This is a genomic window from Kitasatospora sp. NPDC043950, assembly GCF_056435345.1.
Map to the genome: position 1 here is coordinate 140079 of NZ_JBWKER010000004.1, position 11639 is coordinate 151717.

The 11639-nt window shown below is 71.3% G+C and carries 12 protein-coding genes; 6 read left to right on the top strand and 6 right to left on the bottom strand.

Annotation, left to right across the window (positions count from 1 at the left end; genetic code table 11):
• Positions 1-73 precede the first annotated feature (73 nt).
• The gene (locus AC07BF_RS04215) at positions 74-1000 is read left to right on the top strand and encodes an ABC transporter ATP-binding protein (RefSeq protein ID WP_363580457.1); all 927 of its coding nucleotides are present in this window, start codon (positions 74-76) and stop codon (positions 998-1000) included.
• A 50-nt stretch (positions 1001-1050) separates the two neighbouring features.
• Positions 1051-1770: an ABC transporter permease gene (locus tag AC07BF_RS04220; protein WP_363580676.1), complete on the top strand. Its 720-nt coding sequence runs from the start codon at positions 1051-1053 to the stop codon at positions 1768-1770.
• 122 nt (positions 1771-1892) lie between these two features.
• On the opposite strand, the gene AC07BF_RS04225 is transcribed toward AC07BF_RS04220, so the two are convergent.
• Together AC07BF_RS04225 and AC07BF_RS04230 are read right to left on the bottom strand one after the other, a co-directional pair.
• On the bottom strand, positions 1893-2597 hold the full coding sequence (locus tag AC07BF_RS04225; RefSeq protein WP_363580455.1) for an LAETG motif-containing sortase-dependent surface protein: 705 nt from the start codon (positions 2595-2597) through the stop codon (positions 1893-1895).
• A gap of 301 nt (positions 2598-2898) precedes the next feature.
• Complete coding sequence (locus AC07BF_RS04230) at positions 2899-4251, bottom strand: choice-of-anchor A family protein (RefSeq protein WP_478332909.1); 1353 nt, start codon at positions 4249-4251, stop codon at positions 2899-2901.
• A 267-nt stretch (positions 4252-4518) separates the two neighbouring features.
• Here AC07BF_RS04230 and AC07BF_RS04235 point away from each other — a divergent pair, with 267 nt between their 5' ends.
• On the top strand, positions 4519-5439 hold the full coding sequence (locus AC07BF_RS04235) for a COX15/CtaA family protein (protein WP_363580674.1): 921 nt from the start codon (positions 4519-4521) through the stop codon (positions 5437-5439).
• A 44-nt stretch (positions 5440-5483) separates the two neighbouring features.
• On the opposite strand, the gene AC07BF_RS04240 is transcribed toward AC07BF_RS04235, so the two are convergent.
• Both AC07BF_RS04240 and AC07BF_RS04245 read right to left on the bottom strand, forming a co-directional pair.
• Positions 5484-5888 carry an NUDIX hydrolase gene (locus AC07BF_RS04240; RefSeq protein WP_478332930.1) on the bottom strand — a complete coding sequence of 135 codons (405 nt, stop codon included), beginning with the start codon at positions 5886-5888 and terminating at the stop codon, positions 5484-5486.
• A 14-nt stretch (positions 5889-5902) separates the two neighbouring features.
• Positions 5903-6460 carry a GNAT family N-acetyltransferase gene (locus AC07BF_RS04245; protein ID WP_478332910.1) on the bottom strand — a complete coding sequence of 186 codons (558 nt, stop codon included), beginning with the start codon at positions 6458-6460 and terminating at the stop codon, positions 5903-5905.
• Positions 6461-6677: 217 nt separating this feature from the next.
• On the opposite strand from AC07BF_RS04245, the gene AC07BF_RS04250 reads away from it, so the two are divergent.
• Positions 6678-6842: a hypothetical protein gene (locus AC07BF_RS04250; RefSeq protein WP_478332911.1), complete on the top strand. Its 165-nt coding sequence runs from the start codon at positions 6678-6680 to the stop codon at positions 6840-6842.
• 66 nt (positions 6843-6908) lie between these two features.
• On the opposite strand, the gene AC07BF_RS04255 is transcribed toward AC07BF_RS04250, so the two are convergent.
• Positions 6909-7247 (bottom strand): hypothetical protein, encoded by a 339-nt coding sequence (locus AC07BF_RS04255; protein WP_350880471.1) that lies wholly within the window; start codon positions 7245-7247, stop codon positions 6909-6911.
• Between the two features lie 72 nt (positions 7248-7319).
• Here AC07BF_RS04255 and AC07BF_RS04260 point away from each other — a divergent pair, with 72 nt between their 5' ends.
• On the top strand, positions 7320-7961 hold the full coding sequence (locus AC07BF_RS04260; RefSeq protein ID WP_363580447.1) for a DUF2461 domain-containing protein: 642 nt from the start codon (positions 7320-7322) through the stop codon (positions 7959-7961).
• A gap of 54 nt (positions 7962-8015) precedes the next feature.
• On the opposite strand, the gene AC07BF_RS04265 is transcribed toward AC07BF_RS04260, so the two are convergent.
• Complete coding sequence (locus AC07BF_RS04265; protein WP_363580445.1) at positions 8016-8963, bottom strand: heme o synthase; 948 nt, start codon at positions 8961-8963, stop codon at positions 8016-8018.
• A 463-nt stretch (positions 8964-9426) separates the two neighbouring features.
• Between AC07BF_RS04265 and tkt the strand changes: the two genes are divergently transcribed.
• Positions 9427-11526, top strand: coding sequence for a transketolase (gene tkt, locus AC07BF_RS04270; RefSeq protein WP_400986521.1), 2100 nt, complete (start codon positions 9427-9429; stop codon positions 11524-11526).
• Positions 11527-11639: the final 113 nt, after the last annotated feature.

Here is an 11639-nt window from a genome sequence, read left to right on the forward strand (position 1 = left end):
TTACCTGACCTGCAAAAACGATCATCGAGGGCGCCGTCCGGGCCCGGCGTCGGGGCCTCTTACACTCGCCGGTATGCACTCCGAACCCGCGGTGAAGATCGCCGGGCTGGTCAAGCACTACGGCGACAAGCCCGCGGTGGACGGCCTCGACCTCACCATCGCACGCGGCGCGATCACCGCCGTCCTCGGCCCCAACGGCGCCGGCAAGACCACCACCATCGAGACCTGCGAGGGCTACCGCCGCCCCGACGCCGGCACCGTCCGCGTCCTCGGCCTCGACCCGGTCGCCCAGAACGCCGCGCTGCGCCCCCGGATCGGCGTCATGCTGCAGTCGGGCGGCGTGTACGCGGGCGCGCGCGCCGTCGAGATGCTGCGTCACACCGCCGCACTGCACGCCCACCCGCTGGACGTCGACGCGCTGGTCGAACGGCTCGGCCTCGGCTCCTGCGGCCGCACCGCCTACCGGCGCCTGTCCGGCGGCCAGCAGCAGCGGCTCGCCCTGGCCATGGCCGTCGTCGGCCGCCCCGAGCTGGTCTTCCTGGACGAGCCCACCGCCGGACTCGACCCGCAGGCCCGGCGCGCCACCTGGGAACTGGTCCGCGACCTGCGCCGGGACGGCGTCACCGTGGTCGTCACCACCCACCACATGGACGAGGCCGAACAGCTCGCCGACCAGGTCGCCGTCATCGACCGCGGCCGGGTGATCGCCACCGGAAGCCCCGAGGAGCTGTGCCGCGGCGGCGCCGAGAACGCCCTGCGCTTCGACGGCCCGCCCGGGCTCGACCTCGGCCCGCTGCTCAAGGAACTGCCCGAGGGCGCCACCGCCACCGAGACCACCCCCGGCGGCTACCGCGTCGAGGCGCCCGTCGACCCGCAGCTGGTGGCCACCGTCACCGGCTGGTGCGCGGCCTCCGGCGTCCTGCCCGAACGGCTGTCCGTCCAGCGCCGCAGCCTCGAAGACGTCTTCCTCGACCTGACCGGACGGGACCTGCGCTCGTGAGTACGACCACCGACTACTCCCCCAAGCCCGGCGCGGCCCCGGTCGGCCGGATGCTGCTCGCCCAGACCGCCTTCGAGACCAGGATGCTGCTGCGCAACGGCGAACAGCTGCTGCTCACCGTGGTCATCCCGACCGTGCTGCTGGTGCTGTTCTCGGCCGTGGACATCGTCGCGGTGGACGGGCCCGGCAAGCGGGTCGACTTCCTGGCCCCCGGCCTGCTCGCGCTGGCCGTGATGTCCACCGCCTTCACCGGGCAGGCCATCGCCACCGGCTTCGAGCGCCGCTACGGCGTGCTGAAGCGGCTCGGCGCCAGCCCGCTCCCGCGCTGGGCACTGCTGACCGCCAAGACCGGCTGCGTCCTGGTCACCGAGGCGCTGCAGGTCGCGCTGCTGTCGGCGATCGCGCTGGCGCTCGGCTGGTCCCCGCACGGCAACCCCCTGTCGGTCGTCGCGCTGCTGGTGCTCGGCACCGCGGCCTTCTCCGGCCTGGGCCTGCTGATGGCCGGCACGCTCAAGGCGGAGGCCACGCTGGCCGCCGCCAACCTGGTGTTCATCCTGCTGCTGCTGGCCGGCGGGGTGATCGTGCCGCTGAGCAGGTTCCCCTCGGCCGTGCAGTCGGTGCTGGAGCTGCTGCCGATCTCCGCGCTCTCGGACGGCCTGCGGTCGGTCCTCCAGCACGGCGCCGGGGTGCCCTGGTCCGACCTCGGCATCCTGGCCGGCTGGGCCGTCCTCGGCCTGGCCGCCGCGGCCCGCTTCTTCCGCTGGGAGTAGCCCCCGGCCCCGCACGTGAACCGCTACGTACACGAGGCCGCACCGCACGTGAGGCCGCACCGCACGGGAACCGCCCCCCGGCCGCTTCGGCCGGGGGGCGGTCTCACGTCACCGACGGAACGTCAGCTCTGGCTGCCGCGACGCTTGCGGGCCAGCAGGACGAGCGCGCCACCGACCAGCAGCACGCCGCCGCCGGCCGCCGCGATCATCGGGGTGGCGTCGTTGCTACCGGTCTGGGCGAGCGCCGGGCCACTGGTGGTGGGCGTCGGGACCGGGGTCGGGGTCGGCGTCGCGGTCGCGGTCTTGCTCGCGGTGGGCGAGGCCGACGGGGTCGGGGTCTTGGTGGGCGTGGGAGTCGGCGTCGGAGTCGTGGTCTGCGACGGGGTCGGGGTGGGAGTCGGGGTCGAGGTCTTGGTGGGCGTGGGGGTGGGAGTCGGCGTCGGAGTCGGCGTGTGGCACGGCTCGATCGTCTTGGTCTCGTTGATGTTCCAGCCCTTTTCGTTGGGCGTCTCCGTCGTGTTCACCACGAGGTTCGCCTTGACGGGGGCCGTGTGGTCCTTCACCGGGAAGGTGCCGTGGAACTCCGCGGGGAAGGCCTTGGCGTCCAGGACCTTCTCGCCGTCGATGGTGAGGCTGACGGTGTTCTTCACGTCGGGCTTCGGGCTGTAGTTGATCAGATCGATCACGATCTTGTCGCAGGTCACCGACCAACTCGGCACGTGCGCCGAGGCGTTGGTTGCCAGCGCCAGAGGCAGGAGAATTCCGGCCGCCGCCGTCCCGGCGAGTGCCGCCGCGCCGATCCGCATGTGCCGCTGCTGTCGCGCCATTTACGCTGTTCCCCTCAGAACGGTCTTGCGCAGCAGGCGTGTTGAAGGTTTCGCGGTGGCCCGCTACGACTGTCCGGGGGACTCTACCGGCACTCCCGCACCTCTCCACACCCCGCCGTACGACCGAATTTCGTCTGTTGGTCCGTCGTCTGATGTGTATGACCAGCCCATCACAGCTGCCACCTCGCGGAACGCGGATTCGGCAAACTTGAATGAACTTCGTCACCTGACTGAAATACGTGCGCCCTCGGTGATCAGGTTCAATCACCAAGGGCGCAACACCGGTCGACCGGCGAAATGATCAGGCCTTCTTCGCCGCCCGACGCCGGGTGACGACCACGATCGCGCCACCGGCCGCGAGCACCACCGCGCCGCCGATCGCCAGCGGCACGACGGGCCCGGAGCCGGTGTGCGCGAGGTTGCCGCCCGCGTTCGCCTGGGCGGACGGGCTCGCCGAGGCCGAGGCCGAGGCGGCCGGCACACCCGCCGAGGCGGTGGCCGACGGGCTGGCCGAGGCACCCGCGCTCGGCTTGCCGCTCACCGGGGCGGAGGGCGTGTCCGAGGGGCTCGCCGAGGTCCCGGGCGTGGCCGAGGTGCCGGGAGTCCCGGGCGTCCCGGGCGTGGTGGAGGCCGACGGCGTCCCGCTCGGCACCACCGGCGGCACGGTGGGCGTGGTGGACGGCGTCGGGACGACGACGCCGGGCAGGCAGCCGGCGAACGGGTAGTGGTGCGTCTCCGCCCCGCCCTTGCCGGTCAGCGAGGCCGCGATGACCGAACCGTTGACCGGGCCGCCGCTGCCGAGGTCGAAGGCGGCGTTCGGCGCCAGCACGGTGCCGGCCCAGGCGGCCTTGCTGTTCTTGACCACCTTGGTCGCGGTGGGGAAGTTCCACAGCAGCTTGGCGCGGATCGCCCCGCCGGCCGCGCTCTGCAGCTTGTCGTCCAGGACGAAGGACGCCTTGGCCTCGTCCCACAGGTGGAAGCCCGTGGTCCCGGCGGCCGCCATGTCGTACGAGCCGCCGGTCACGGTGACCACGGTGACGGACCCGGCCGGCACCTTGAGGAAGACGTCCTTGGCGCCCTGGAGCTTCGCGGCGTCGACGGTGAAGCTGTTGTACTTCGCGTCGCCGCCGGTGAACGTGAGCTTGGCCCCGTCGGCCTGGACGGTGGCGCCGGCGGTCTGCGGCGCGGCGGCCAGCGCGGTGGAGGCGGCGCGCAGCTTGGCGAACTCGGCCTTGAAGTCGATCGGGGAGGCGCCCTGGGCGATGGCGCCCTGGTGGGCCTGGACGACGGCGCCGTCGGCCTTGGAACCGTAGACGCCGCTGCCCTTCATCACCTGGGTGTTGCGGCCGGTGATGCGGCCGGCGACCACCAGCGCGTTCTTGCCGGGCAGGGCGTCGACCTCGGCGGGGGTCAGCTCCTGGCCGACCGAGAAGCCGCCGGTGAAGTCGGCGTTGCCGCCCACCGCGACGGCGCCCTCGGCGTCGGGGGTGTGGGTGTCGTCGCCCTCGATGAACTCGCCGTAGAGGTTGGCGACCCCGAGGCTGCGGCACTCCTGGCCGGGGTCGGCGGCGTGGGCGGCGGCGGGGGCGATCAGGCCGGCCAGTGCGAGCGAGCCGCCGACTGCGAGCGCGGCGGCGGACGTGGGTATGCGCATGTGCAGGTCTCCGCTTGTGCGGGAGGAGTGGGAGAGGTCCGAAAAAGGTATGGACCAATCCGCACTCTTTCGGCCTCGCAGGTGATTGGTCAAGACCAATGACCGCCTTGACCGAAGAGTCCGGTTTGCGCCCCGTCCGGCCCGGTGCGGGCGGCGCCCGCGCGGCACCCGCGCCCCGCCCCAAGATCGGCTGTAAGGCCGCCTACGATTGACCCCGTGCCTAATCCCTTCTCCCTGCTCGCCGACCGCTGGCAGCCGTCCGCCGTGATGGTCCGGCGCGCCGCGTTCGCCGCGCTGGTGATGAGCGTGGTGATCGTCGTCACCGGCGGCGCCGTCCGCCTCACCGCCTCCGGCCTCGGCTGTACGACGTGGCCCCGCTGCACCGCCGACAGCCTGACCCCGACCGCCGAGATGGGCTTCCACGGCGTCGTCGAGTTCACCAACCGGATGCTCACCTACGTGCTGAGCGCCGCCGTCGGCTGGGCCATCCTGGCCGCCCGCTGCCACCGCCCCTGGCGGCACAGCATGACCAGGCTCGGCTGGGCGCAGTTCTGGCTGGTGATGAGCAACGCGGTGCTCGGCGGCATCACCGTGCTGACCGGCCTCAACCCGTACACCGTCGCGCTGCACATGATCGCCGCGATGGCGCTGGTGTGGGTCGCGCTGCTGATGTGGGAGCGGTCGAAGGAGGGCGACGGCGTCCCCAAGCTCGCCGTGGCCCGCCCGATCCACCAGCTCTCCTACGTGCTGGTCCTGGTCGTCGGCCTGCTGGTCGCGGCCGGCACCCTGGTCACCGGCGCCGGCCACCACCCGGGCACGCCGAAGGACAACAAGATCGTCCCCCGGATCCCGATCGACTACGACAGGCTGGCCCAGTTCCACGCCGACCTCGCGTTCGTGTCGGTCGGCCTGGCCATCGCGGTGCTCTTCGTCTTCGCCGCCGTCAAGGCCCCGCCGGCGGCGAAGGCCCGCGCCAAGGAACTGCTGGCGGTCCTGCTCCTCCAGGGCGTACTGGGCTTCATCCAGTACTTCACCGACGCCCCCGAGCTGATGGTCGGCCTCCACATGCTCGGCGCCACCCTCACCTGGATCGCCGCCCTCCGCATCCCCCTCGCCCTGCGCGTACGCGAGGTCGAGGCCCCCGCCGCGCCCCTGCCCACCCAGACCCCACAGGCTGCCACCGTCTGAGCCTCGTCGAAGGCCCCCATCCTCGGATGGGGGCCTTCGACGTGTCACAACAGCCGCCGCCCGTCGTGGCTCCGGATACTCGGCGACGTGTCCCCCCGAAGCGCGTCCAACACCCGCACGGCATAGACCTCCGCCATGCGCACGGAGACCTCGTCCGCCGTGAGCCAGTCGACCTCGACCGACTCATCCGAGGGCCGTACTTGTCCGCCCTCAGGCCGACACCGGAAGACCAGCGCGACAACCCCTCGACGCAGGTTCTTGTAGACACCGGTCAGCCGCTCCACGCCGGCGTGGATCCCGGTCTCCTCGTAGACCTCCCGGTACACGCCGTCCTCGATGCCCTCGCCCAGCTCCAGCACGCCCCCCGGCGGCTCCCAAGCCCCGTTGTCAGCCCGCCGAATCGCCAGCACCCGCCCGTCCTCCCGCACCACCACCCCCGCGACGGACACCGAGTGGAGTGGCGTCACGCTCGCACCACCGGGTGGATCAGATCGAGGAGCATCACGTCGTGCCGAGCCGCGCCGTCCCACGGGATCGCCGACCCGACACGCCGGTAGCCCCACACTCGGTAGGACGCCCGGGCCGCAACCGCCTCTGGTCGGGTGTTCAGCATCACCCGGGCGTTGTCGATGCCCTCGATGAGGACGCGATGCATGCGAGTGGCGACGCCCTGGCGCCGCCACCGGGGCCGAACCGCCAACTCGAAGAGACCGAACGTGCGCTTTCCGTCCTCATGCCTGGGGTTCTCGGGCACGGGATCGATCAGGGTGTCCCACCATCCGGTGTCCGCCGACAGCGGGTAGCCGTACGCCATGCCCACAACGGTGTCGCCGTCGAAGGCGATGGCCGCCTGGAACCCCCGCCGACGCGCCTGCGAGCGGAACCGGCGAAACGCCCGCTCCACGTCGGTCGGCCCCTCGCCGTAGGGGGCTTCCGCGAACGCCTCCGAGAACACCTCCTTCAACTGGCCCTCCAGCTCGACCGCCTGCTCGCCGTCCAACAGCCGAACCACCACCGTCACACCGTCCTCTGTTTCCGGGCCGAAACCCCGAGCGATCGAAGTTCCTCGACGCAGTCTCGCGCCATCGCCGTATCAACAGGACGACCAGCGGCTACGAGCCCTGCGGCCTCTCGACCGACCACCAGCGCTGGTTCGAGGCGGCCTACACCGACGCCCCCGTCGTCACCCAGGTCAATGACGGCCAGGCATCGGCCGATCCGCCCGACCCAGCCGACGTTTGGCGCTCCTCCTCCGCTTCCGCCCCTCGATCGTCGTCCGCATGCTCCGCGACCTCGACGTCCGACCCGGAATGAACGTCCTGGAGATCGGCACCGGCACCGGCTGGCTGGACCAACCGGCCCGACTCGTCCGGGTGCTCGACCGCGAGGAGCTGCCCCGTTGAGCCCACGGCGACGGCCCGGCTCCCCCGCCTGAGGGAGCCGGGCCGTCGCCGTGGGCGCCGAAGTGATCAGCCGCCGAGCTGGATGCCGGCCATGCGCTTCCACTCGTACGGGCCGGTCTTCACCTTGAGGGCCAGCTCGCCCTCGAAGTCGTCGTGCAGGGTCAGCCCGGCCAGTTCGGCGGCCCGGCGACCGACGGCGTAGCTCGGGGCCACCTGGTCGCCCCAGGCGCCGTCCGCGCCCACCACGACGATCCGGGTGGCCACGGCGCCGACGTACTCGACGACCGCGTCGGCGCCGCCCCCGTGCTGGCGGGCGAAGCTGCTGAGGTGCTTGGCGATGCGCTTGGCGCGGCGCTCGGTACGGGCGTCCGGCGCGGTGGCGGTGGCGGTCTCTGCGCTGCTCATGCCCGCATGCTACCCACCGGTAGTCGAGCTGGCGACGGGAGCGCCCTGTGCACCGGGCCACATACTGGAGGCGTGACCTTCTCCGGCTGGCCGGCCGCGGCGCTCGACTTCTACGAGCACCTCGAAGCCGACAATTCCAAGACCTTCTGGCAGGCCCACAAGGAGCAGTACGACAACGACGTACGGACCCCGATGGAGCTGCTGCTCGCCGAGCTGGAGCCGGAGTTCGGGCTTGGGAAGATCTTCCGTCCCAACCGCGACGTCCGGTTCAGCGCCGACAAGTCTCCGTACAAGACGCACATCGGCGCCCACCTGGAGACCGGCGGCTACGTCCAGCTCTCCGCCGACGGCCTGGCCTGCGGCAACGGGATGTACCAGCTCGCCCCCGACCAACTGGACCGCTACCGCGCCGCCGTCGCCGAGGACGTCAGCGGCGCCGAACTGGAGCGGGTGATCGCCGCAGTGGAGCAGGACGGCCCCCAGGTGCACGGCCGGGACTCCCTCAAGACCGCTCCGCGCGGTTTCCCCAAGGACCACCCGAGGATCGAGCTGCTGCGCCACAAGGGCCTGGTCGCCTGGCAGGAGTGGGCGCCCGCGAAGTGGCTCGGCACCCGTGGCGCCCACACCCGGATCACCGCCTTCCTGCGCGCCTCCCAGCCGCTCCGGGACTGGCTGGACGACCACGTCGGCCCGTCCGAGCTGCCGGCCCGGTGAGAACGCGAAGAGCCCCGGTCCACCGGACCGGGGCTCTTCGACGTCGGACGGGCCCTACTTCACGAACGGGTCGATCGCGCACACCACGAACAGCAGCGACAGGTAGGTGATCGACCAGTGGAACAGCCGCATCTCCTTCAGCTTCGCGCCCACCACGCCGGCCTTGGCCCGGCCGTACAGCGCGTGCGCCTCGCGCAGCCAGAACCCGCCGAGCAGCACCGCCGCGACGGGGTACAGCCAGCTCATGTGCCCCAGCGGCCACACCGCCAGCGAGGTCGCCACCATCACCCAGGAGTAGGCGACGACCTGCTTGCCGACCGCGACGTTGCCCTTGACCACCGGCAGCATCGGCACGCCGGCCCGCTCGTAGTCCTCGCGCACCTTCATCGAGAGCACCCAGGTGTGCGGCGGCGTCCAGAAGAACACCACCAGGAACAGCGCGACCGCCGCCCAGGACAGCGAGTTGGTGACGGAGGACCAGCCGATCAGCACCGGCATGCAGCCGGCGATGCCGCCCCAGACGATGTTCTGCGAGGTGCGCCGCTTGAGCCCCAGCGTGTAGACGAACACGTAGAACAGCAGCGCGCCGAGCGCCAGTCCGGAGGAGAGCCAGTTGACGCCGAAGCCCAGCAGCAGGGTCGAGACGATCGCGAGGGCGATGCCGAACACCAGCGCCTCGCGCGGCGACACCATCCCGGTGACGATCGGCCGGCGCTCGGTGCGGGACATCACCGCGTCGATGTCGCGGTCGATGTACATGTTGAGGGCGTTGGCGCCGCCCGCCGAGAGGTAGCCGCCGACCACGACCTTCAGCACCAGCAGCATGTTCGGGACGCCCTGCTGGGCGAGGAACATCACCGGCACCGTGCTCATCAGCAGCAGTTCGATGATCCGTGGCTTGGTCAGTGCGACGAAGGCGCCGACACGGGCCCCGATGGGCCGGTGCGCAGGAGTCGCCCCGGTGACCCCGGCGGGACGGGTTTCGACGGCGGTCACTAACACCCCAACTGAAGATGAATCCTCGCAGGCGTCCACAGGAACGAAGGGTCCCAAATCGTCCGCTCTGCGCGTACCACGCCACCTTAGACGCTCCATATATCCCATCCGGCTCCGGGGTCCCCCGGCGAGGCCGATGGCACACCCCCGGGTGAACCGACCGGGTGAAGCCACGGAGCCGTTCCGGCGCGCCGCCGCAACCCGTCCTGACCACCGGAGCGGCAGGGTGCCGTAAAACAGGAGAGCCTGGGACAAAATCAGGCAGACCGCCCTGGTGGGAATCACCATCCGGATTTCCTGGTTGTCCCAGCACGGAGGGTGAGCCCCGGACCGGACGGTAGGCTCGCACGCAGAAGCGGGATCTACCCTCCGTGACCGGCACCACCCAGCGTCGAGACCACAGCGCCGTGGCCGACCCGGTCCCCTTTCACGGGGTCACTCTTCACAACGGAAGGAGCCCTGAGACAGGGTGAGCACGACGCCGACGAACGCATTCGAGTGGTCCGAACTGGATGAGCGCACGGTTGACACAGCGCGGGTCCTGGCCATGGACGCCGTCCAGAAGGTCGGCAACGGACACCCCGGGACGGCCATGTCGCTGGCCCCCGCGGCGTACCTGATCTTCCAGCGTTTCCTGCGCCACGACCCGACCGACCCGTCGTGGGTAGGCCGCGACCGGTTCGTGCTGTCCCCCGGGCACACGAGCCTGACCCTCTACACCCAGCTGTACCTGTCGGGCTACGGCCTGGAGCTGGACGACCTCAAGGCCTTCCGCGTCGCGGGCAGCCGCACCCCGGGCCACCCGGAGCACGGCCACACCGCGGGCGTGGAGACCACCACCGGCCCGCTCGGCCAGGGCATCGCCAACGCGGTGGGCATGGCAATGGCCGCCCGCTACGAGCGCGGCCTGTTCGACCCGGACGCCGCCGCCGGCGAGTCCCCCTTCGACCACACCATCTGGGCCATCGTCTCCGACGGCGACCTGGAGGAGGGCATCTCCGCCGAGGCCTCCTCGCTGGCCGGTCACCAGAAGCTGGGCAACCTGGTCGCCCTGTACGACGACAACCACATCTCGATCGAGGGCGACACCGAGACCGCCTTCTCCGAGGACGTCCTCAAGCGCTACGAGGCGTACGGCTGGCACGTCCAGCGGGTCGCCCCGAAGGCCAACGGCGACATCGACGTGGCCGTCCTGGCCGACGCGCTGGCCGCGGCCAAGGCCGAGACCACCCGTCCGTCGATCATCGCGATGCGCACGATCATCGCCTGGCCGGCCCCGGACGCCCAGAACACCGCCAAGGCGCACGGCTCCGCGCTCGGCGCCGCCGAGATCGCCGCCACCAAGAAGGTCCTGGGCTTCGACCCGGAGAAGACCTTCGAGGTCTCCGACAAGGTGATCGAGCACGCCCGCGAGGTCATCAAGCGCGGCAAGGCCGCCCACGCCGAGTGGGAGCAGTCCCTGGAGGCCTGGCGCGCCGCCGACCCGCAGCGCGCCGCCGAGTTCGACCGCATCCAGGCCGGCGAGCTTCCCGAGGGCTGGAAGAAGACCATCCCGGTCTTCCCCGCCGGCAAGGACGTCGCCACCCGCAAGGCCTCCGGCGAGACCCTCAAGGCGATCGGCGCGGTCATCCCGGAGCTGTGGGGCGGCTCGGCCGACCTCGCCGAGTCCAACCTCACCACCATCGACGAGGACAGCTCGTTCCTCCCCGAGGGCAACCCGCTGAAGAGCGCCAGCCCGTACGGCCGGACGATCCACTTCGGCATCCGCGAGCACGCCATGGGCTCGACCATGAACGGCATCGCCCTGCACGGCAAGACCCGCGTGTACGGCGGCACCTTCCTGGTCTTCGCCGACTACATGCGCCCGGCCGTTCGCCTGGCCGCGCTGATGAAGCTGCCGGTCACCTACGTCTGGACGCACGACTCGATCGGCCTCGGCGAGGACGGCCCGACCCACCAGCCGGTCGAGCACATGGCCTCGCTGCGCGCCATCCCGGGCCTGGCCATGGTCCGCCCGGCCGACGCCAACGAGACGGCCGTCGCCTGGCGCACCGTCATCGAGCGCCAGACCACCCACCCCGGCCCGGTCGGCCTGGCGCTCACCCGCCAGAACGTCCCGACCTTCGACCGCGAGGTCTTCGGCTCCGCCGAGGGCACCGCGAAGGGCGGCTACATCCTGGCCGAGGCCTCCAGCGGCGACCCGCAGGTGATCCTGCTGGGCACCGGCTCCGAGGTCCAGCTGGCCGTCAAGGCCCGCGAGGTGCTGGAGGCCGAGGGCATCGCCACCCGGGTGGTCTCGGTGCCGTCCTTCGAGTGGTTCCAGGAGCAGGACCAGGCCTACCGTGACAGCGTGCTGCCGCCGTCGGTCAAGGCCCGGGTGTCGGTCGAGGCCGGCATCGGCCAGGGCTGGCGCGAGCTGGTCGGCGACCACGGCCGGATCGTCTCGCTGGAGCACTTCGGCGCCTCCGCCGACTACAAGGTGCTCTTCGAGGAGTTCGGCCTGACCGCCGAGCGCGTGGTGGCCGAGGCCCACAACGCCCTCCGTTCCCTTGAGGCCGTCAACCGCTGACGCCCCCTGGGGCGGGGGGGGGGGGGGGGGGGGGGGGGGGGGGGGGGGGTGGGGCGCCCACAAAAAGAAAAAAAAAAAAAAAAAAAAAAAAAAAACAACAAAACGAACGGAGC